The sequence below is a fragment of the Xanthomonas sp. AM6 genome (assembly GCF_025665335.1).
Lineage (GTDB): Bacteria > Pseudomonadota > Gammaproteobacteria > Xanthomonadales > Xanthomonadaceae > Xanthomonas_A.
Window position 1 is genome coordinate 4485418 of sequence record NZ_CP106869.1, and the last position, 21666, is coordinate 4507083.

Below are 21666 nucleotides of genomic sequence, written 5' to 3' on the forward strand. Positions count from 1 at the left end.
TCCCCTTACCAGTTGCGGAAGCGTTGCGGCGGCGCGTACAGGCCGCCGGACCAGCGCACCAGATCCTTGACGCTGCGCGCGGCCAGCAGGTCGCGGCTGGCGTCGCGCAGGCGGATGCCCAGGTCCTCGGGGCGGCGGATCACGCCGCGGTCGCGCAGGTTCTCGACCATGCGCTTGTCGCGGCCCAGGCCCACCGCGGTGTAGCCGGCCACGCCGCGGATCGCCTGCTCGCGTTCCTCGGCGCTGCGGCACAGCAGCAGGTTGGCGATGCCTTCTTCGGTCAAGACATGGCTGACGTCGTCGCCGTAGATCATCACCGGCGGCAGCGGCAGGTTCGCGCGCTCGGCCAGTTCCCACGCGTCGAGCCGTTCGACGAAGGCCGGCGCCATGTGTTCGCGGAAGGTCTCCACCATCTGCACCACCAGCTTGCGCCCGCGCGGCATCTCGCCCGGGCGCGCGGCCTCGCGCCCGGCCTTGAGCCAGGCGGCGCTGCCGTGGCGGCGCCCGCGCGCGTCCGAGCCCATGTTCGGCGCGCCGCCGAAGCCGGCGATGCGGTCGCGGGTGGCGGTGGAGCTGTTGCCCTGCAGGTCGATCTGCAGCGTGGAGCCGATGAACATGTCGCAGGCGTACAGGCCGGCGGTCTGCGAGAACGCGCGGTTGGAGCGCATCGAGCCGTCCGGGCCGGCGAAGAACACGTCCGCGCGCGCAGCGATGTACTTCTCCATGCCCAGTTCCGAGCCGAACGAATGCACCGATTTGACGAAGCCCGACTCGATCGCCGGGATCAGCGCCGGATGCGGATTCAGCGCCCAGTGCCGGCAGATCCTGCCGCGCAGGCCCAGCGACTCGGCGTAGGTCGGCAGCAGCAGTTCGATCGCCGCGGTGTCGAAGCCGATGCCGTGGTTGAGCCGGTCCACGCCGTACTCGGCGTAGATGCCCTTGATCGCCATCATCGCCATCAGCACCTGGATCTCGGAGATCTGCGCCGGGTCGCGGGTGAACAGCGGTTCGATGTAGTGCGGGCGCGGCGCCTGCACCACATAGCCGACCCAGTCGGCGGGAATGTCCACGCGCGGCAGCGTGTCCACGATCTCGTTGACCTGGGCGATGACGATGCCGCCCTTGAACGCGGTGGCCTCGGCGATCACCGGCGTGTCCTCGGTGTTCGGCCCGGTGTAGAGATTGCCGTGGCGGTCGGCGGCCTGCGCCGCGACCAGCGCCACGCGCGGGGTCAGGTCGACGAAGTAGCGGCCGAACAGTTCCAGGTAGGTGTGGATCGCGCCGATCTCGATGCGCTTGTCGGCGACCAGCCGCGCCAGGCGCAGCGCCTGCGGCCCGGAGAAGGAGAAATCCAGGCGCTGGGCGATGCCGCGCTCGAACACGTCCAGGTGCGCCGGCAGCGCCAGCACCGATTGCAGCAGGTGCAGCCCGTGCACCCGCGCCGGATCGACCTCGGTCAGGCATTGCGACAGGAAATCGGCCTGCTTCTGGTTGTTGCCCTCCACGCACACGCGGTCGCCCGGCTCGATCACCGCCTCCAGCAGCGCCACCGCGTCCTTGGCGTCCACCAGCCGCCCGCGCGCCAGCCCTTCGGCCCGCTGCAGGCGCTGCCGGCGATTGTCGGCGAGCGTGTTCCAGTCTTGAGACATGAGGCTTTCCGTCGGCGAAAGGGAGGCGGCAGCGCCTGGCGGCGCGGCCGGCCGAAAGTGTAATTACGATATAATTATGAAGCGGTGACAATGCACGCTGCACTGCACCAGCGCATTTCCGATGGCCGGATGGCCCCCCTGCCCGGCAAGGAGGAACCGGCCTGGCGGCGCTGTCGGCCGGACCGGAACGCGCTTCGATTCAGGGTTCGCCTCGCCGCCCGCGAGCCTTCAACGCCTTCGGCTGCCGGTGCGATGACCTCTTCGCCCAGGCAGCACTCGCGGTGCCCATGCAGCGCTCCAGGGTGCGCCGCATCGACCGTCGGATCCGCCACCGCAGGCGACGCAGCGGCGGCCTAGCTGGAGCCGATCAACCGGTCGAACACCTGGCCAAGGAGCTGGGCGAGCTCGGTCTCGTCGGCGTCGGCCAGCGCGGGCAAGGCGATCATCTGCCGCATGACCTGGAAGCCCGAGATCATGGCCAGGATCAGCGCCGCGCGTTCGGCGGGAAGCGCGCCGTCCAGGGCGGCGGTGACCGTCTTCAGATGATGGGCGGCGATCTTGTCGCGGCCTATGTGCGCCGCCAGCGGGCTGGATGCGGAATGGAAGGTGATGAGGAAACCGTCCAGCGGCGTGGCATCGGCGCGCGTCATCCTGACCAGCGCTTCGGCCAGCGCCTTGCCGGGATCCGGCCGATCCATGATGCCGCCTGCGATCAGGCTGCCCTGGGTCATGGTCGCTTCGACCACTTCGGCGAACAACTGCTCCTTGGAGCCGAAGTAGCGGTTCACCATCATCGCCGTCACCCCGGCGCCCGCCGCGATCTCGCGCACCCCTGCGCCGTCGTAGCCGGACTGGGCGAACGCGCGGCGGGCGGACGCGAGGATCGCCTCGCGCGTGGCTTCGGCATCGCGCGGGCGGGGCTTGGGGGCGCTGGCGGCGTTCTTCATGGCCCAAGTATACGCGCGTAGACAAACGTCCGCACCGGATGTATACAGGTGTATACATGCCAGCTTCGAGCGCCGGATCACCCACGCGGCGGCATGGAGGACACGACATGAACAAGACCGTGCTGGTCACCGGAGGCACCGGTTTCATCGCGCAGTACTGCATCCTGGCGCTGCTCGGCGCGGGCTATCGGGTCCGCACCACCGTGCGCACGCTGGCGCGCGAAGCGGAAGTGCGGCAGCAGCTGCAGGCGGGCGGCGCCGAGCCCGGCGAGCGCCTGTCCTTCGTCCAGGCCGACCTGGACAGGGACGAGCACTGGGCGGACGCGGCGGCGGGATGCGCCTACGTCATGCACGGCGCCTCGCCGACGCCGACCGGCCAGCAGACATCCGAGGACGACTGGGTCAGGCCCGCCGTGGACGGGAACCTGCGCGTGCTGCGCGCCGCGCGCGCGGCCGGCGTCGCCCGCGTCGTGCTGACCTCCGCCTTCGGCGCGATCTGTGCGGGACACGGCAAGAGGGACAGGCCGTTCGACGAGACCGACTGGAGCGACCTGTCCGGCGATGTCTGGCTTTACCAGAAATCGAAGACGCTCTCCGAGCGCGCCGCGTGGGACTTCGTCGCGCGCGAAGGCAACGGGCTGGAGCTGTCCGTGGTCAATCCGACCGCGGTGCTCGGCCCGGTACTGGGCGCGGACTACTCGCACTCGATCCGCCTGATCAAGCACCTGCTGGAAGGGCAGCCCGGCTGCCCGAAGATCAACTGCGGCTTCGTCGACGTGCGCGATGTCGCAGACCTGCACCTGCGCGCGATGACGGATCCGGCCGCCAACGGCGAGCGCTTCATCGCGATCGCGGGCGACAGCCTGTGGCTGGGCGAGGTGGCGCAGGTGCTGAAGCAACGCATGGGAACGGCGGCGCGCAAGGTCAATACGCGGGTGCTTCCCAACTGGGTGGTGCGCCTGGGCGCGCTGAAGGATCCGGCCATGCGCGGCTCGGTGCCGTTGCTGGGGCGGAACATGAACGCCACCAGCGAGAAGGCCAGGCGCCTGCTGGGCTGGACACCGCGTCCGCGCGAGGACGCCATCGTCGCCACCGCCGAAAGCCTGATCCGGCTGGGGCTGGTGACCGGGGTGGAGCAAGCGGCATGAGGACGAGGCCGATCCGGCCGCTTCTGGCCGGTGTCATGGGTCTGGCGCGATGACAGCGAACGGCTCGGCACCGCAACCGACGCCCTGCATCGCCGCCGCCGGTGGCCGGACTGCAACGCCATCCCGCGCGGGTCCGGTGGCGATTGCCGCGGCGCCGCTTCGGCGACGCCGCGTCGCCATGGGCGACCGACGCAGCCTCCTCCCGCTGGCCTTCGCACCGGCCGGCGGCAGGATCGAACCGGGGTTCAGCCCGCGCCGTTGCGCGGCGGGCTGTACATCAGCGCGCGGGTGATCTCCGCCGCCGCCGCGCACACCGCCTGCATCGCGGCTTCCGCGTCGATTTCCTGCGGGCGGCGTTCGATGAAGGGCACGGTCAGCGTGTAGATGGCGCTGCCGTGCTGCAGGATCGGCGCGGTCAGGTCGATCACGCCGACCACCGCTTCGCTGGGATGGATGCTGTAGCCCACCGCATGCACCTGCCGCGCGGCGGCGACGAACGCGTCGCGGTCGTAGGCCACGTCGCTGGCGTCCAGGCGCTGCAGCAGCCGCGCCTGTGCGTCTTCGTGCTGGAACGCGAACAGCACCAGGCCGGAGGTGGAATGGGCGAGCGGGCGGCGGTGGCCGGGGCGCACCACCAGGCCCAGGTCGCTGGGCACGTCCACCTGCGCGATGACCACGATCTGGTCGTCCGACGGCGCCACCAGATGGCAGGGCTGGCGGATCGCGTCGGCCAGCCGGCGCATCACCGGCAGCGCCGCCTCGGTGACGTTCTGCACCTGCGGCTGCTGCATGCCCAGCATGAACAGGCGGTTGGTCAGCACGTAGCCGCCCTCGCCCGCCCCGCCCTTGCTCAGGTAGCCGCGCTCTTCCAGCACCTGCAGCATGCGGAAGATCTCCCCGCGCGAGCGGCCGATGCCCTGCGAGATCTCGCTCATGGTCATCGGCCGCGCATCGCGTGCCAGCAGTTCGAGGATGTCCAGGCCCTTGTCCAGGGCGGGAGCGCGGTATTTGGGCGGGGGCGTGGTCATTCCGTCGAGGCCCGGCAAGGTGGAAAGGGCGCTAGGGTACAGGGAATGCCGTGGACGCAAGCGCAGCGCGAACGGCCTGCCCTGGCGCGAAGGCGACGCGCCGAGCGGGCGCGACCAACCTGCCAAAGACAGCGGATGCCGTCCCTTGGACAATCCGCACGCCCGGCCATTCCATGCAAATATAAACACGGATTTTATATTTGCATGGCGGCCGCGGGCGCAGTACGCTCCGGCCACAACTCAACGCGACGCGGCACATCCTGGGAGGGGTAGGCGGCATGCACTACAGCAGCGACACCGCGCCGGCGGCGCCCGGCAGCCTGGCGCGTACCGCCCTCGTGCCCCTGGTCCTGATCGTCAGCCTGTTCTTTCTCTGGGGCATGGCGAACAACCTCAACGACATCCTGATCAAGCAGTTCAAGAAGGCGTTCGAGCTGTCCGACCTGCAGGCCGGGCTGGTGCAGAGCGCGTTCTACCTAGGCTACTTCGTGTTCGCGATTCCCGCGGCGATGTTCATGCGCCGCTTCAGCTACAAGGCCGCGGTGGTGCTGGGGCTGCTGCTGTACGCGGCCGGCGCGTTCCTGTTCTACCCGGCCGCGCAGGAGCACACCTACGGGTTGTTCCTGCTGGCGCTGTTCGTGATCGCCAGCGGCCTGGCGTTCCTGGAAACCACCGCCAATCCGCTGGTCACCGTGCTCGGCCCGGCCGAGGGCGCGGCGCGGCGGCTGAACCTGGCGCAGGCGTTCAATCCGCTGGGCTCGATCACCGGCGTGCTGATCGGCCAGCACTTCATCCTGTCCGGCGTGGAACACACGCCGCAGCAGCTGGCGGCGATGACGCCGGCCGCGCGCGAGGCCTTCTTCGCCGCCGAATCGGCGGCGGTGCAGACCCCGTACCTGATCCTCGGCGCGGTGGTGGTGGTGTGGGCGCTGCTGATCGCGCTGACCCGCTTCCCGGCCACCCGCGACAGCGGCGCCGACGCCAGCGGCGGCAGGGCCTATTTCGGCCCGCTGCTGCGCAACGGCCGCTTCGTGTTCGCGGTGGTCGCGCAGTTCTTCTACGTCGGCGCGCAGGTCGGCATCTGGAGCTACCTGATCCGCTACCTGCAGGACGCGGTGCCGGGCACGCCGGAGAAGACCGCGGCCAGCTTCCTGACCATCTCGCTGGTGCTGTTCATGGCCGGCCGCTTCATCGGCACCGCGCTGTTGCGCTACGTGGCGCCGGCGCGGCTGCTGGGCGCGTTCGCGCTGCTCAACCTGCTGCTGTGCGGCGTGGCGATCGCGCTGCCGGGCTGGACCGGGCTGTACGCGCTGGTGGCCAGCAGCCTGTTCATGTCGGTGATGTTCCCGACCATCTTCGCGCTGGGCCTGGACGGCTTGAACGACGACGCGCGCAAGCTCGGCTCGTCGCTGATCGTGATGGCGATCATCGGCGGCGCCGCACTGACCGCGATGATGGGCGCGGTGTCCGACCGCGCCGGCATCCACTGGGCGATGGCGGTGCCGGCGCTGTGCTTCGCGGTGATCCTGGGCTTTGCGTTGCACGCGCAGGGCCGCGCCGCGGCCCTGCGCGCCACCGCCGCAACCGGAGCCTGAGATGCCGCGCCATTGCTACCTGCTGGACCTGCACGACGACCCGGCGCTGATCGCCGAATACGAACGCTGGCACCGCCCGGACACGGTGTGGCCGGAGATCGTCGCCTCGCTGCAGGCGGCCGGCATCCGCGAACTGGACATCCACCGCTGCGGCGACCGCCTGGTGATGCTGATGGAGGTGGACGAAGACTATTCGCCCGCGGCCAAGGCTGCCGCCGACGCGGCCGATCCGCGCGTGCAGGCCTGGGAAGAGCTGATGTGGCGCTTCCAGAAACCGCTGCCGGGTTCGGCGCCGGGCGAGAAGTGGCGCGAGGCGTTGCAGATTTTCTCGCTGCAGGCGGCGGTGGCGGAACAGGCGCGGGCGCAGGCGAGCGATTGAGGTCTCTGTTAGCGCTGCGGCCCTACCCTGCCGAGGCATCATTCTGTAGGAGCGGCTTCAGCCGCGACAGTCTGCGTGGGTAGAGCGTGTCGCGACTGAAGTCGCTCCTACAAAATCGTCATGTGACGTAGGCCGTGGACACTGTGGGAAGGACGTCGGTCCCGATGGCTTCCGAAGCTATCAGGTCCGCCACTTCGTTCGTCGCGACTGAAGTCGCTCCCACAGGGGCTTGCGGCAGGCTTGCTGGGTGCACTGTAGGAGGGGCTTCAGCCCCGACTGTTCCCGAAGCCGGCAGATCCACCGCTTCGCTCGTCGCGACTGAAGTCGCTCCTACAGGGCTTGCGGCAGGCTCGCTGGGTGCACTGTGGGAGGGGCTTCAGCCCCGACTGGTTCCGAAGCCGGCAGGTCCGCCGCTTCGCTCGTCGCGGCTGAAGCCGCTCCTACAGGGCGAGCGTGCGCGGCGCGGGGCCGCGCACGCCTACGGCGTCATGCCTGCTGCGCTGCCAGGTCCGCGCTCCAGAACGGGCCGTCCGGATACAGGTACTGGGTGACCGATTCCGCGTGCATCTCGGCCGAGAAGCCGGGCTGGGTCGGTGCCAGGTAGCGGCCGTGGTCGATCCGCACCGGATCGACGAAGTGCTGGTGCAGGTGGTCGACGAACTCGATCGCGCGGTCCTCCATCCTGCCGGTGATGGCGACGAAATCGGCCATCGCCAGGTGCTGCACCAGTTCGCACAGGCCGACGCCGCCTGCATGCGGGAACACGCGCACGCCGAACTTCGCCGCCAGCAGCAGGATCGCCAGGTTCTCGTTGACGCCGCCCACGCGCGCGGCGTCGATCTGGATCAGGTCCACCGCGCCGGCCTGCAGCAGTTGCTTGAACACCACCCGGTTCTGGGTGTGCTCGCCGGTGGATACCGGCACCGGCGCGATGCCGCGGCGGATCGCGGCATGGCCGAGCACGTCGTCCGGGCTGGTCGGCTCCTCGATCCAGGCGATGTCGAATTCGGCCAGCTGGCGCATCCAGGCGATCGCCGGGCCCACGTCCCAGCGCTGGTTGGCGTCCACCGCCATCGCGATGTCCGGCCCGATCGCCTCGCGCGCCAGGCCGCAGCGGCGGATGTCGTCCTGCACGTTGGCGCCGACCTTGAGCTTGATCGTGCGGAAGCCCTCGGCCACCGCTTCCCTGGCCAGGCGCACCAGCTTCTCGTCGGAATAGCCGAGCCAGCCCGGCGAGGTCGTGTATGCCGGATAGCCCTGTTCGAGCAGCGTCTGCGTGCGCGCGGCGCGCTGCGGTTCGGCCGCGCGCAGCATCGCCAGCGCTTCGTCCGGGGTCAGCGCGTCGGTCAGGTAGCGGAAGTCGATGGTGGCCACCAGCTGCTCCGGCGACAGCTCGGCGATGTAGCGCCACAGCGGCTTGCCGGCGCGGCGCGCGGCCATGTCCCAGGCGGCGTTGATGACGCCGCCGATGGCCATGTGCATCACGCCCTTCTCCGGGCCCAGCCAGCGCAGCTGCGAATCGTCGGTCAGGCTGCGCGCGAAGCCGCCGAGGTCGCCGATCACCTCCTCCACCTCGCGCCCGACCACGTGGTGCGACAGCGCCGCGATCGCCGCGCTCTGCACGTCGTTGCCGCGGCCGATGGTGAACACCAGGCCGTAGCCGGCCAGGCCGTCGTCGGTGTCGGTGCGCAGGCGCAGGTAGGCGGCCGAGTAGTCCGGATCCGGGTTCATCGCATCGGAACCGTCCAGTTCGCGCGAAGTGGGGAAACGCACGTCGAAGGTCTCGAGGGCAACGATTTTGCTCATGGGGATCCTGGTCGGTGAGGCGGTGGAAAAAAGCGCTGTGTGGGCCCCTCTCCCCGGAAGCGGGGTTGGGGTGAGGGTGCGGGCGATGTACCCACAACACCCTCCGGATGCGCGAACGCAGCGGACGCGGCTGTGCCCACGCATGGAATGCGGAAGAAGGTGGGGCGGAAACTGCCTGCGCATGCATTGCGAGGTGGCTTCGCCCCGTACCCTCACCCCAACCCCTCTCCCGATGGGAGAGGGCTTTGTCTTACTGCGCGTCGCGGGGGTGGGCGACGACGGCCTGGCGCTGTTCGCCCAGGCCTTCGATGCCCAGCGCCATCACGTCGCCCGGCTTCAGGTACACCGGCGGCTTCTGCCCCAGGCCCACGCCCGGCGGCGTGCCGGTGCTGATCACGTCGCCGGGCATCAGCGTCATGTAGCGGCTGATGTGGCTGACCAGCTCGGCCACGCCGAACACCATCGTGCGCGTGCTGCCGTTCTGGTAGCGGTGGCCGTTGACCTCCAGCCACATCGACAGGTTCTGCGGGTCCGGCACGTCGTCGCGGGTGACCAGCCACGGGCCGAGCGGGCCGAAGCCGTCGCAGCTCTTGCCCTTGACCCACTGCCCGCCGTGCTCGAGCTGGAACTCGCGCTCGGACAGGTCGTTGATCACCGCGTAGCCGGCGACGTGCCGCATCGCCTCGTCCACGCTCACGTCGCGGGCGACGTCGCCGATCACCACGCCCAGTTCCACTTCCCAGTCGCTCTTCTTCGAGCCGCGGGGCAGCGTCACCGTGTCGTTGGGGCCGCTGATCGCGGTGGTCGCCTTCATGAACAGGATCGGCATCTCCGGCACCGCCATCCCCGATTCGGCGGCGTGGTCGGCGTAGTTCAGGCCGACGCAGATGAACTTGCCGACGCGGCCCACCGCCGGCCCGTAGCGCACCTCGCTCTGCACCTTCGGCAAGGTGGCCGGGTCGAGCGCGCGCAGCGCGTCCAGGCCGGCATTGGTGAGATGGTCGCCGGCGACATCGTCGATCACCGCCGACAGGTCGCGCAGGTGGCCGTCGGCGTCGAGCAGGGCTGGACGTTCGTGGCCGGGTTCGCCGTAGCGCAGCAGTTTCATGGAGTGTCCTTGTGTGAGGGGAAGGCCGGCGCGGTCAGTTCGACCAGCCGCCGTCGATGATGTGGGTCTGGCCGGTGGTGAACGAGGATTCGTCCGAGGCCAGGTACACCACCAGCTGCGCGATCTCGCGCGGGTCGCCGAGGCGGCCCATCGGCTGGCGGTCGGTGAAGCTCTTCCATACCGCCTGCTCGTCGCCGCCGAGCGCCTGCACGCGCTGCGCCAGCGACGGGGTCCTGATCGTGCCCGGGCAGATCGCGTTGCAGCGGATGCCCTGGGCCACGTAGTCGGCGGCGATGGCCTTGCTCAGCCCGATCACCGCGGCCTTGGTCACGCCGTAGGCGAAGCGGTTCGGCACGCCCTTGATGCTCGAGGCCACCGAGGACATGTTGACGATGCTGCCGCGGCCCTGCTGCAGCATGCCCGGCAATACCGCCTGGCACAGGTAGTACATCGCATCGACGTTGATCGCGAACGAGCGCCGCCACGCCGGCTCGTCGCAGTCCAGGATGCTGCCCTGGTGCACGTAGCCGGCGCAGTTGAACAGCACGTCGAAGGCCGGGTTGGCCGCGACCAGCGCCTGGATCGCGGCGGGGTCGGTGACGTCCAGCGCCTGCGTGACGATGGTCGGCGCCTCGGCGGCCAGCGCCTGCAGCGCGGCGGCATCGATGTCGGTGGCCAGCACCTGCGCGCCTTCGCGCGCGCAGGCCAGCGCGCTCTCGCGGCCGATGCCGGCGCCGGCGGCGGTGATCAGGCAACGCTTGCCGTGCAGCCGGCCGCTCATGCGCGGCTCCGGCGGTGGAATGCGGGCGTGTTCATCGTGGGGGTTTCCGGTCGGTGGAAGGAAGGGAATCGGGCAGCCGGTAGAAACGGCGCGCGGTGCCGGCGAACACGTCGGCGGCGTGGCCGGCGGCATGCCGCGCGACCAGCGCCTGCGCCAGCGCGAACCAGTCGCCATAGCCGGCGCGCTGGGTCAGCACCGGCCAGTCGCTGCCCCACATGACCCGTTGCGGGCCGAAGCTGGCGAACACCTGCGCCACGTACGGCTCGAGCGCCGCGGCATCGGCAATGGCGCCCGCAGGCACTTCGGTGAGCAGGCCGGACAGCTTGCACAGCACGTTCGGATGTTGCGCGAGGCGCGCCAGGCCGTCGGCCCAGGCGGCGAAACCGTCGCCGCCGATCGCCGGCTTGGCGGCATGGTCGAGCACCACGCGCAGCTGCGGGTGGCGCTGCAGCCGCGCCTGCAGCGCCGGCAGGTGCAGCGGCTTGACCAGCGCGTCGAACGCCAGTCCGTGGCGCAGCAACGCGTCGAACGCGGGGTCCAGCTGCGGCCGCGCCAGCCATTGCGGATCGGCCAGGTCCTGCACCATCGGCCGCAGGCCCTTGAGCAGGCCCTCGCCCTCGGCGCACAGCGCGGCGATGCGCGCGGCGGCGTCGCCGGCCTCGAAATCGACCCAGCCGACCACGCCGGCGATGCGCGGCTGCGCACGCGCCAGCTGCAGCAGGTAGCGGCTCTCCGCCTCGGTCTGCGCCGCCTGCACCGCGACGATCGCCTGCACGCCGTGCGCATCGAGCGTGGCGCTCAGGTCTTCGGGCACGAAGTCGCGATACAACGCGGCCAGATCGGGCGTCAGCCAGGCGTAGTCGCCGCGCGCCAGCTGCCAGAAGTGCACGTGCGCATCGACCACGTTCACGGCGTCGGCACCTGCGCCTGCAGCAGGCCCTGGTTGCGCAGGTCGCGCCACAGCGCGCGCGGGATCGGCGCGCGCAGGCGCGTGGCGGCGCTGGCCACCTCCGCCGGCGTGCGCATGCCGGCGACCACGGTGGCGACCGCCGGGTGCGCCAGCGGGAACTGCAGCGCCGCCGCGCCCACATCCACGTCATGCGCGGCGCAGGCCGCGAACAGCTGCTGCGCATGCTGCAGCGTGCGCGGATCCACCGGCGCGTAGTTGTAGGTGGCGCCCGGGCCGCGCGCGTCGCTGAGCAGGCCCGAACTGTACGGCCCGGCGACCAGGATGCCGATCTGCTGTTGCAGCGCCTGCGCCATGATCCGCTGCGCGGCGTGCTGTTCGAGCAGGGTGTAGCGGCCGGCCAGCATCACGCAGTCCAGCGGGAACAGCGGCATCAGCTCCAGCGCGATGTCTTCCTCGTTGACGCCGATGCCGATCGCGCGGCAGGCGCCGCCGGCCTTGAGCTCGGCCATCGCCGGCAGCGCTTCGTCCAGCGCCTGGCGCAGCATCGCCGGGTGGCGGTCGCCATGGGTGAGGCGGCCGATGTCGTGCAGCAGCAGCACGTCCACGTGGTCGGTGCCGAGCCGCTGCAGGCTGGCCTCGAACTCGCGCAGCACGCCGTCGCGGCTGTAGTCGAACGCCGCGCCGCGCCCGGCCACGGCGAAGCCGTCGCGGCCCGGCGCGGCGCCGGGGTCGTCGTAGACGCGGCGCCCGACCTTGGTCGACACCGTGTAGCTGGCGCGCGGCAGCCCGCGCAGGCCCTGGCCGAGGCGGCGCTCGCTGAGCCCGTAGCCGTAATAGGGCGCGGTGTCGAAATGGCGGATGCCGGCGGCATGGGCCGCGGCGACCGCGGCCAGCGCCACGGCCTCGTCCACTTCCGCGTACAGATTGCCGATCGGCGCAGCGCCGAAGCCGAGCGTGGCGATCTGTACCCCGCTGCGGCCCAGCGGGCGCCGGGCGATGGCGTCGGGCCCGGCGCTGACGGCGGCGGTCACCGACACCCGCGCGAGCCTCGGTCGATCGCCGACGCGGACCGCCCGCTCGGTCTGCCGGCTCGGGTGCTGCTCGGGTTGCGCATGCCACGCCTCCGCCCATCGGGGCCAGATCGGATGGTGCCGGATCGCGCGCCGCCCTGAAGGGCGTCGCTTGCCGGCTGTTCGTATATGAATATAGCAATCATAAGTGAACAATCAACGCCGCGGCGCAGCAATGGGGCTGGGAGACGGGAATAGGGAGTCGGGAATGGGAAAGCACCGTTCCTGGGGGCGGCCAGGCGCGCCCAGGCCGGACGCCCGGAGGGCTGGGATTCGCCGAGCCGGGAGGCGGGGCCGTGCTTGCTTGCGGCGACGCTGCGATCAGGCCGGAATCGCCAGGCCCAGCCGGTTCCACAGGTCGGCCGGGCGTTGCAGCAGCGGCAGCGGCGTGTGCGGTTGCAGCGCCGCCGGCAGGGTGTAGCCCCAGCCGACGCCGGCGAAGGCGATGCCGGCCTGACGCGCGGCGTCGGCGTCGCGGATCTCGTCGCCCACGCACAGGGCGCGCGCGGCCGGCACGCCGCAGGCCTTCAGCGCCGCGCGCAGCTTGCGGCGCTTGCCCAGCAGCGCGGCGCCGCAGCCGACGTGGCGGAAGCGCGCGGTCAGCTCGGTGCCGAGCACACGCTCGACGTTGTCGCGGCTGTTGGACGTCACCAGGGCCAACTGCACCCCGGCCTCCTCGAGCGCGCCCAGCAGCTCGGCCACGCCGTCGAACACCGCGATGCGCTCGATCTGCGCGGCCATCCGCGCGCGCATGCGCCGCGCCACCGCCGGCACCCGCCACCAGCGCAGGCCGCTGCGCGCCATCAGTTCGCGCGCGCTCAGGCCACGGATTTCCTGCAACCGCTCCGGTTCGAAGCGGCGGAAGCCGAATTCGTCGGCGACGTCGTTGATGGTGTCGAGGAACCAGGCGAAGGAATCGGCCAGGGTGCCGTCGAAATCGAAGATGACCAGATCGTAGCGGCGCATGCCCTGCCAGCATGCCGCAGTGGCCGCCCCCCATGCCACCACCTTGGCCATGGCCGGTGGCAGCACCTGTTCAGAAGCCGGAGCCGGCCGCGGCCGGCCCCGGCGCCGGTTCAACCGCAGCAGTAGCAGGTCAGCGGCTTGCCGGGGCCGCCCGGCCCCAGCTCGCCGCCGAACGGCGCGCACTCCTGCGCGCATTGCCAGGCGCTACACGATGCGTCCTTCTCGATCCCGTCGCCCGCGGTAGCCTGCATCGCGCCGAAGCCCATGCTGGCCAGGAACACGGCCGCGACCATCCCGTTGCGCAACGCTGTCCAACGCTGTTTCATGAGTTCACTCCTCGACAGTTGCCAAAGCCGCCGGCACTTCCGTGCGTCGCACTGCGGCCACCAGGTCCTGCACCCGCTCCGTGGTATCGAAGGCGCCGACGCGCGCGTAGCGCACCCGTCCATCGCGATCCAGCGCCAGCATCAGTGGCACGTTGCGCGCGCGGAACAGCATCAGCGCGCGGCGATCGGTGAGCGTGGTCACCGGAAAGGCGAAGCGGTGTTCGGCGGCGTACCGGCGCGCCTGCTCCGGACCGCAGTGGCATACGCCCAGCAGCTGCACGCGGCCCCCGCCCTGCTCGGCCAGGCGCTGCGCCGCCTGCACCACGCTGGGCGCCGAGCGCTTGCAGTACGGGCAGGTGGTGGTGAAGAAGAACAGCACCTGGAAGTCCGCCGCCGGCACGCCCAGGGTCAGCGGCGCGCCGTCCAGCGTGGTCGCCGCGATCTTCGGCACGTACATGCCCAGGTACGGTTCGGTGGTACGGGTCACCAACCAGCGGCGCTCCTCGCGCAGCTGGCGGTTCTGCCAGGCCAGCACCGCCACCAGCGCGCACGCGCCCAGCAAGCCCAACCACACCCAGGGAAAGCGACGTGCCATGCCGAACGCACCCGATGCCGTGACCGGAGTGCAGGCTGCGCAAGCCGGCGGCCGCGGTCAATGCATCGCGTGCGCGTTCATGCGACGCATTGCGACGCTGGGGAGCAGGTCACGCGGGGACTGGAATGGAAGCGGCGCTTGGATCGGTCCGATCCCGCCGGCGATCGCTGAATGCGACAGCGGCAACGGCTCGTGCCGCTTAAGCCCCGTGCCCCTGGGTCGATAACTCCTTGCCTCTGTCCGAAAGGTAACGCCCCCATGCCCCACACCTCCCCTCCCGGTTTCGTCAGCCTGCAGACCAAGCTGCTCGGCGCCCTTGCGCTGGGCCTGAGCGTGATCCTGCTGTGCGCGCTCGGCGGCCTGGCCAGCGCCTGGATGAACCTGTCCACGCAGGTGCCGCGCGAAGTGGCGCAGGCCTCGGCCAGCGAAGTGCTGAGCCGCGATTTCCGCATGCAGGTGCAGGAATGGAAGAACGTGCTGATCCGCGGCCACGCCGAGGACATGCGCGCGAAGTACCTCAAGGCCTTCGACGAGCAGGGCCGCAAGGTGCAACAGGGCAGCCAGGCGCTGGCCGCGGCGCTGGCCGATCCGCAGGCGGCGGCGCTGGCGCGCCGGTTCGCCGCCGAGCACGCCGACCTCGAACGCCACTACCGCAGTGCGCTGGAAGGCTTCGCCGCATCGGGCTACGACACCCGCGTCGGCGACGACGCGGTGCGCGGCCTGGACCGCAAGCCCAGCGACACGCTGCAGGCGCTGGTGGAACGCAGCACCGCGCTGGCCGAAGCGGCGGTGCTGCGCAATTCGCAGGATTCCCGGCGCAGCCTGGTGTATTCCGGGATCCTGACCATCGTCGCCGCGCTGACGCTGGTGGTGGTGATCGGCTGGTGGATCCGGCGCTCGATCGTGCGGCCGATCGAAGCGGTCGCCGACGCGGCGCGTGCGGTGGCCAGCGGCGAACTCGATACCCGGCTGCAGGTGCGCAATCGCGACGAGATCGGCGTGCTCGGCACGGCGATGCACCAGGTGGTGAGCACGCTCACCTCGGTGTCGGTGGCGCAGGCGCAGATGGCGCAGCGGCACGAGGACGGGCAGATGAGCTACCGCATGGACAGCGCCGCGTTCCCGGGTGCCTACGGGCGCATGGTCGACGACACCAATGCGCTGATCGGCGCGCAAGTGGCGCTGATCGAACGGATGCTCGACACCATGCAGCGCTACGCGGTCGGCGACCTGTCGCAGGACATGGCGCGGCTGCCCGGCGAAAAGGCGCAGATCACCGCGGCGATGGATGCGACCAAGCGCAATCTGGCGGCGATCAACGGCGAGATCCGCGCCCTGGTCGAGGCCGCCGCGGCCGGCGACTTCTCGCGCCGCGGCGACGCCGAGGCCTACCAGCACGACTTCCGCGCGATGATCCAGGGCCTGAACCGGCTGATGGCCACCGCCGACGGCAACCTCGATGCGCTGTCCAAGCTGCTGCAGGCCATCGCCGCCGGCGACCTGACCGCGCGCATGCACGGCGAGTTCAACGGCGTGTTCGCGGCCATGCGCGACGACGCCAACGCCACCGCCGCGCAGCTGGCCGACATCGTCGGCCGCATCCAGGCCGCGGCCCTGAGCATCAACAGCGCCGCCAGCGAGATCGCCGCGGGCAACGACGACCTGTCGCGGCGTACCGAACAGCAGGCGGCCAGCCTGGAAGAAACCGCCGCCTCGATGGAGGAGCTGACCTCCACCGTCAAGCAGAACGCCGAGCATGCGCGCCAGGCCAACCAGCTGGCGGTCGGCGCGGCAACAGTCGCCGCGCAAGGCGGCGCGGTGGTCGGCCAGGTGGTGCGCACGATGGACGGCATCGAGACCTCGTCGAAGAAGATCGCCGACATCATCAGCGTCATCGACGGCATCGCCTTCCAGACCAACATCCTCGCGCTCAACGCGGCGGTGGAAGCGGCGCGCGCCGGCGAGCAGGGCCGTGGCTTCGCCGTGGTCGCCAGCGAAGTGCGCACGCTGGCCCAGCGTTCGGCCAGTGCCGCCAAGGAGATCAAGGGCCTGATCGAGGCCTCGGTCGGGCAGGTCGCCGACGGCTCGGCGCTGGTGCGCCAGGCCGGCGACACCATGCAGGACATCGTGTCCTCGGTGCAGCGCGTCACCGACATCATGGGCGAGATCTCCGCCGCCTCGCAGGAACAGTCCGCCGGCATCGAACAGGTCAACCAGACCGTCACCCAGATGGACGAAGCCACCCAGCAGAACGCCGCCCTGGTCGAGGAAGCCACCGCCGCGGCGCGCGCGATGGAAGAGCAGGCGAACGGCCTGAGTGCGGCGGTGGCGGTGTTCCGCACCGGCGCCGGCAGCCCGACGCTGGCGGCAGCGGCGTAACGCGGCACGGCAGCGCGCGTCGCGGCCCGGAATGGGCCGCGACGCCAGGCCAGTTGGATCGATCGCCGGCCCGGTGGTGCTGAACCGGCCGGTCGGCGACTGGAGTCGGACCGGACGATTCCAGCGGCGCGCGACCGCTCCGGCGACGCGCGCAACGGCCACTTTTCATCCGCCCTTCCCGCTGGCTTCACGTGCTGCGTTCGCGGCGACGCGCACGGTGCGTATCTGAATCCCCACCGTGGAGACGCCCATGCAGATGCAGAATCCCAATCCTGGCCAGGACCCGCAGCAGCCGCCGAACGAGGTGCCGGGCCAGGTGCCGAATCCGGGCGTGGACCCGACCCCCGACCGCCCGGTGGATCCGATCCCGGACCAGCCGACCGATCCGACCATCCCGCCGATCAGCGATCCGGTCGGCGACGTAGACGCCCCGGTCCCGGGGCCGCGCGGGCCGACGCAGTACGTGTAGCGTCGTCGCCGAACACTGCAAACCCTGTAGGAGCGGCTTCAGCCGCGACCGGGCGTTACCGGGAACGCCCGGTCGCGGCTGAAGCCGCTCCTACAGGGAACACTGCAGCAACTAGCGAATCCGGAACCCCATCGTCGCTTCCACCGCCTGCTTCCAGCCGGCGTACAGTTCCTCGCGGCGTTCGGCCGGCATGCGCGGTTCGAAGCGGCGGTCCACCGCCCACTGCTGGGCGATCTCCGCGCGGTCCTTCCAGAATCCCGTCGCCAGGCCGGCCAGGTAGGCCGCGCCCAGCGCGGTGGTCTCGGCCACTTCCGGGCGCAGCACCGGCACGTCGAGGATGTCGCTCTGGAACTGCGCCATGAAGTCGTTGCTGATCGCGCCGCCGTCGGCGCGCAGCTCCTTCAGTTCGATGCCCGAATCGACCTGCATCGCGGTCAGCACGTCGCGGGTCTGGTAGGCCATCGATTCCACCGCGGCGCGGATGAAATGTTCCTTGGTGGTGCCGCGGGTCAGGCCGAACACCGCGCCGCGGATGTCGCTGCGCCAGTACGGCGCGCCCAGGCCGACGAAGGCCGGCACGAAGTACACGCCGTCGTTGTCGCCGGCGCGCTCGGCGTAGGCTTCCGAATCGCTGGCCTTGCCGAACATGCGCAGGCCGTCGCGCAGCCACTGCACCACCGACCCGGCGACGAAGATCGCCCCTTCCAGCGCGTACTCGACCTTGCCGTCCACGCCCCAGGCGATGGTGGTGAGCAGGCCGGTGTTGGAGGCGACCGCCTTCTCGCCGGTGTTCATCAGCATGAAACAGCCGGTGCCGTAGGTGTTCTTGGCCATGCCCGGCTCGAAGCAGGCCTGGCCGAACAGCGCCGCCTGCTGGTCGCCGGCGATGCCGGCGATCGGCACTTCGTGGCCGTAGAAATACTGGCCCTGGGTGGTGCCGTAGACCTCGCTGGACGAGCGCACCTCGGGCAGCATCGAGGCGGGGATGTCGAGCATCTGCAGCAGCTCCTCGTCCCAGCGCAATTCATGGATGTTGTACAGCAGCGTGCGCGAGGCGTTGGTGTAGTCGGTGACGTGCACCTTGCCGGCGGTGAGGTTCCAGATCAGCCAGCTGTCGATGGTGCCGAACGCCAGCTCGCCGCGCTGCGCGCGCTCGCGCGCGCCTTCGACGTGGTCGAGGATCCACTTGACCTTGGTGCCGGAGAAATACGCGTCGATCAGCAGGCCGGTCTTGGCCCGCACCATGTCCTCGTGGCCGGCGGCCTTGAGCTGCTCGCAGATGTCCTTGGTCTGCCGCGACTGCCAGACGATGGCGTTGTAGATCGGCTGGCCGGTGGCGCGGTCCCACACCACCGCGGTCTCGCGCTGGTTGGTGATGCCGATGCCGGCGATCGCGCTCGCGTCCACCTGCTGGTTGTTCAGCAGCTCGGTGATCGTGGTGTAGACGCTGGTCATGATCTCGCGCGGGTTGTGCTCCACCCAGCCCGGCTGCGGGAAGATCTGCCCGAACTCGCGCTGCGCCATGCCGGCGATGTGGCCCTTGCGGTCGAACAGGATCGCGCGCGAACTGGTGGTGCCCTGGTCGATGGCCAGGATGAATTTCTTTTCCATCGGTGACTCCTGCGGGGTCGTGAGGGCGCGCGCCGCGGCGCGCCCAAAATGATGGGGGACGTGCCGGCAGCGCCGGCACGAGAGGCGCGCCGGCTCAGGCCTTGCGCGCTGCCGCTTCTTCCTCCAGCGCCTTCACCCGCGCCGGCAGGAACGGATAGATCAGCAGCTGATAGGCGCCGCCGCCGACCACGCCGCCGATCAGCGGGCCGACGATCGGGATCCACCAGTAGCTGTTGGCCGACGGCAGCGCCGAGGAGCCCCAGCCGGCGAAGTAGGCGAACAGGCGCGGGCCGAAATCGCGGGCCGGATTGATCGCCCACGCTTCCAGGTAGCCCATCGAGGCGCCGATGGTCGCCACCAGCAGGCCGATGATCAGCGCACCGGAATTGGCGGTGGGCGCGGCCTCGTTGTAGCGCTCGGTGATGGCGAAGATGCCGAAGATCAGGAACGCGGTCAGGATCACCTGGTCGCGCAGCGCATGCATCGGCGTGATCGCCAGGCCCGGCGCGGTGAAGAACACGCCGGCCGCGCCGCCCGCGTCGCGGGTCAGCTGGTGGGCCTGGTTGTAGTGGTCGATCACCGGCGCGAACAGCAGGTAGACGATGCCCGCGCCGAGGAACGCGCCGACCACCTGCGCCGCCCAGTACGGCAGCACCTTCTTCCAGGCGAAGCCGCGGAACACGGCCAGCGCCAGGGTCACCGCCGGATTGGCGTGGGTGCCGGAGACCGAGCCGGTGACGTAGATGGCGATCGTCACCGCCAGGCCCCAGGCGATGCACACGCCCCAGTAGGCGTTCTGGTACGGGCTGGGGTCGTACAGCACGTACATGCACGCCACCGAGCAGCCGAAGGCGATGATGATCAGCATCGCCACCGCCTCGGAAATCAGTTCGCCAAGCAGTTGCCGGTTCATGCGCGCCGCTCCTGCGCTGCCGCCGTCGTCTTGCCGCTCATGCCGCTCGTCGTCTTGCCCATGCCTGCCACCCTCCACGGTCGTTTCCAGGTTCGCGCGCGGCGGCGGGTGCCGATGCGCGCGGCGATTGTGCACGCGCGGCCGGCGCCCGCGATGGGTGCGCCGGCCGCGCGTGCGTGCCTCATGCGGGCGCGGCGGCCACCGCGGCCGGCGCCTGTTGCAGATAGTCGGCCAGGCGCTGGTGGCCAGCCGCGTCGATGCGCAGGCCGAGCTTGCTGCGACGCCACAGCAGGTCGTCGGCCTGCGTCACCCATTCGTGTTCGCGCAGGTAGTCCACTTCCGCCTGGTACAGGTCGGCGCCGAAATGCTCGCCCAGCTGCTGCAGCGAGCCGGCCTGGCCCAGCAGCACCTCGGCGCGGGTGCCATAGTTGCGCGCCAGCCGCGCGGCGGTGGCCTCAGCCAGCCACGGCCGCGCCGCGCGCAGCTCCTGCGCCAGCGCGCGGATGTCGCGGCGTTCGCCGCCGGGCAGCGGCGCGCCGCGCACGGTCCACGCCGGCGCCTTGCGCCCGGCGTGCGCGACCAGCCGGTCCACCGCTTCCTCGGCCAGCTTGCGGTAGGTGGTGAGCTTGCCGCCGAACACGTTGAGCAGCGCCGCGCCGTCGTCCGCGTCCAGTTCCAGCAGGTAGTCGCGGGTGACCTCGGCGGCGTTGTCTTCCTCGTCGTCCAGCAGCGGGCGCACGCCGCTGTAGCTCCACACCACGTCGCCGGGCGCGATCTGCTTGAGGAAGTAGCGGTTGGCCGCCTCGCACAGGTAGCGCGTCTCCTCGGCATCGATCTTCGGCGCGGACGGATCGGCGCGGTAGTCCACGTCGGTGGTGCCGATCAGGGTGAAGTCGTGTTCGTAGGGAATCGCGAACACGATGCGCCGGTCCGGCTGCTGGAAGATGTAGGCGTGGTCGTGCTCGAACAGCCGCGGCACCACGATGTGGCTGCCCTTGACCAGGCGCAGCGCGTGGTCGTGGCCGACCTTGGCCACGTCGTCCAGGAACTGCACCGCCCACGGTCCGGCGGCGTTGACCAGCGCGCGCGCCTGCACCTGCTCGCGGCGGCCGTCGGCATGCTGCAGCGTCGCCTGCCACAGCCCGTCGACGCGGCGCGCGGAGACGCAGCCGGTGCGGGTCAGGATCCTGGCGCCGCGCTGCGCCGCATCCATCGCATTGAGCACCACCAGCCGCGCGTCCTGCACCCAGGCGTCGGAGTAGACGAAGCCGGTGCGGAACTCCTCGCGCAGCGGCGCGCCGACCGGGTCCGAGCGCAGCGCCATGCGCTTGGAGCCCGGCAGGGTGCGGCGGCCGCGGCCGAGATGGTCGTACAGGAACAGGCCGGTGCGGATCATCCACGCCGGGCGCAGGTGCGGCTGGTGCGGCAGCAGGAAGCGCAGCGGCCAGATGATGTGCGGGGCCAGGCGCAGCAGCACCTCGCGCTCGGCCAGCGCCTTGCCGACCAGCGCGAACTCGTACTGCTCCAGGTAGCGCAGCCCGCCGTGGATCAGCTTGGTGCTGGCGCTGGAGGTGTGCGAAGCCAGGTCGTCGCGCTCGCACAGGCACACCGACAGGCCTCGGCCCACCGCGTCGCGGGCGATGCCCACCCCGTTGATGCCGCCACCGACCACCAGCACATCGTAGATCTCGCTCATTGCCTGACTCCGGAAGCTCGTGTCCTGGCCGGCAGCGCGGGGCTGGCGTCGCGGGACGAAAAGATCGTAAACGAACATTTCCGAACATATCACGCTGCGGTGCAACGTAACGTGCAGGCGTGGCGCGGGAATCGGCTGTTACACAACCAATGTTGTCCGGATTAGTGCCTGTGCGCCGGTCTGGAGAGGGTCGGACGGCGCCTCTTTAACGTAACAATAACGAAATAATACGAACATAAACGTACACGAAACGTGTGCCCGCGACGCACCACGCCGCCCGCTTCCCCGGG

Annotated in this window: 19 protein-coding genes; 5 read left to right on the forward strand and 14 right to left on the reverse strand. The window is 70.5% G+C overall.

The annotated features are described in order from the left end of the window. Nucleotides 1–5: 5 nt before the first annotated feature. Entirely contained in the window at nt 6–1649 is a 1644-nt protein-coding gene (gene mdcA / locus OCJ37_RS19200) for a malonate decarboxylase subunit alpha (RefSeq protein ID WP_263111284.1), read from the reverse strand. A 353-nt stretch (nt 1650–2002) separates the two neighbouring features. Then, nucleotides 2003–2596: a TetR/AcrR family transcriptional regulator gene (locus OCJ37_RS19205; protein WP_263111285.1), complete on the reverse strand. Its 594-nt coding sequence runs from the start codon at nt 2594–2596 to the stop codon at nt 2003–2005. Nucleotides 2597–2703: 107 nt separating this feature from the next. Between OCJ37_RS19205 and OCJ37_RS19210 the strand changes: the two genes are divergently transcribed. Next, the gene (locus tag OCJ37_RS19210) at nt 2704–3744 is read left to right on the forward strand and encodes an SDR family oxidoreductase (protein ID WP_263111286.1); all 1041 of its coding nucleotides are present in this window, start codon (nt 2704–2706) and stop codon (nt 3742–3744) included. 245 nt (nt 3745–3989) lie between these two features. Here the strand turns inward: OCJ37_RS19210 and OCJ37_RS19215 are convergent, their stop codons facing one another. Next, entirely contained in the window at nt 3990–4772 is a 783-nt protein-coding gene (locus OCJ37_RS19215) for an IclR family transcriptional regulator (RefSeq protein WP_263111287.1), read from the reverse strand. Nucleotides 4773–5050: 278 nt separating this feature from the next. Here OCJ37_RS19215 and fucP point away from each other — a divergent pair, with 278 nt between their 5' ends. Both fucP and OCJ37_RS19225 read left to right on the forward strand, forming a co-directional pair. Beyond that, nucleotides 5051–6367, forward strand: coding sequence for an L-fucose:H+ symporter permease (gene fucP / locus OCJ37_RS19220; protein WP_263111288.1), 1317 nt, complete (start codon nt 5051–5053; stop codon nt 6365–6367). 1 nt (nt 6368) lies between these two features. Beyond that, a complete protein-coding gene (locus OCJ37_RS19225; protein WP_263111289.1) occupies nt 6369–6746 on the forward strand; it encodes an L-rhamnose mutarotase in 378 nt (125 codons plus the stop codon). A gap of 486 nt (nt 6747–7232) precedes the next feature. On the opposite strand, the gene OCJ37_RS19230 is transcribed toward OCJ37_RS19225, so the two are convergent. From OCJ37_RS19230 to OCJ37_RS19265, 8 genes are all read right to left on the reverse strand, one after another. Then, on the reverse strand, nt 7233–8552 hold the full coding sequence (locus tag OCJ37_RS19230; protein WP_263111290.1) for an L-fuconate dehydratase: 1320 nt from the start codon (nt 8550–8552) through the stop codon (nt 7233–7235). Nucleotides 8553–8802: 250 nt separating this feature from the next. Continuing rightward, on the reverse strand, nt 8803–9660 hold the full coding sequence (locus OCJ37_RS19235; protein WP_263111291.1) for a fumarylacetoacetate hydrolase family protein: 858 nt from the start codon (nt 9658–9660) through the stop codon (nt 8803–8805). 34 nt (nt 9661–9694) lie between these two features. Beyond that, nucleotides 9695–10441 (reverse strand): SDR family oxidoreductase, encoded by a 747-nt coding sequence (locus OCJ37_RS19240; protein WP_263111292.1) that lies wholly within the window; start codon nt 10439–10441, stop codon nt 9695–9697. Nucleotides 10442–10472: 31 nt separating this feature from the next. Then, nucleotides 10473–11351 (reverse strand): amidohydrolase family protein, encoded by an 879-nt coding sequence (locus tag OCJ37_RS19245; protein WP_263111293.1) that lies wholly within the window; start codon nt 11349–11351, stop codon nt 10473–10475. After that, the gene (locus OCJ37_RS19250) at nt 11348–12382 is read right to left on the reverse strand and encodes an aldo/keto reductase (RefSeq protein ID WP_263113737.1); all 1035 of its coding nucleotides are present in this window, start codon (nt 12380–12382) and stop codon (nt 11348–11350) included. The genes OCJ37_RS19245 and OCJ37_RS19250 overlap by 4 nt, the downstream gene beginning before the upstream one ends. 360 nt (nt 12383–12742) lie before the next feature. Then, nucleotides 12743–13387 carry an HAD hydrolase-like protein gene (locus OCJ37_RS19255; protein ID WP_263111294.1) on the reverse strand — a complete coding sequence of 215 codons (645 nt, stop codon included), beginning with the start codon at nt 13385–13387 and terminating at the stop codon, nt 12743–12745. Nucleotides 13388–13497: 110 nt separating this feature from the next. Next, nucleotides 13498–13713 carry a hypothetical protein gene (locus tag OCJ37_RS19260; RefSeq protein ID WP_263111295.1) on the reverse strand — a complete coding sequence of 72 codons (216 nt, stop codon included), beginning with the start codon at nt 13711–13713 and terminating at the stop codon, nt 13498–13500. A gap of 4 nt (nt 13714–13717) precedes the next feature. Further along, nucleotides 13718–14281, reverse strand: coding sequence for a peroxiredoxin family protein (locus OCJ37_RS19265; protein WP_263113738.1), 564 nt, complete (start codon nt 14279–14281; stop codon nt 13718–13720). Between the two features lie 285 nt (nt 14282–14566). On the opposite strand from OCJ37_RS19265, the gene OCJ37_RS19270 reads away from it, so the two are divergent. Together OCJ37_RS19270 and OCJ37_RS19275 are read left to right on the forward strand one after the other, a co-directional pair. Next, on the forward strand, nt 14567–16687 hold the full coding sequence (locus OCJ37_RS19270) for a methyl-accepting chemotaxis protein (RefSeq protein WP_317633198.1): 2121 nt from the start codon (nt 14567–14569) through the stop codon (nt 16685–16687). A gap of 250 nt (nt 16688–16937) precedes the next feature. Further along, nucleotides 16938–17156, forward strand: coding sequence for a hypothetical protein (locus OCJ37_RS19275; protein WP_263111296.1), 219 nt, complete (start codon nt 16938–16940; stop codon nt 17154–17156). A 111-nt stretch (nt 17157–17267) separates the two neighbouring features. Here OCJ37_RS19275 and glpK read toward each other — a convergent pair whose 3' ends face one another. The 3 genes from glpK to glpD form a co-directional block, all read right to left on the reverse strand. After that, nucleotides 17268–18767, reverse strand: a complete 1500-nt coding sequence (gene glpK, locus OCJ37_RS19280) for a glycerol kinase GlpK (RefSeq protein WP_263111297.1) — start codon at nt 18765–18767, stop codon at nt 17268–17270. Nucleotides 18768–18861: 94 nt separating this feature from the next. Beyond that, nucleotides 18862–19680, reverse strand: coding sequence for an MIP/aquaporin family protein (locus OCJ37_RS19285; RefSeq protein ID WP_263111298.1), 819 nt, complete (start codon nt 19678–19680; stop codon nt 18862–18864). Between the two features lie 181 nt (nt 19681–19861). Next, nucleotides 19862–21376, reverse strand: a complete 1515-nt coding sequence (glpD, locus tag OCJ37_RS19290; protein WP_263111299.1) for a glycerol-3-phosphate dehydrogenase — start codon at nt 21374–21376, stop codon at nt 19862–19864. Between the last annotated feature and the right edge of the window lie 290 nt (nt 21377–21666).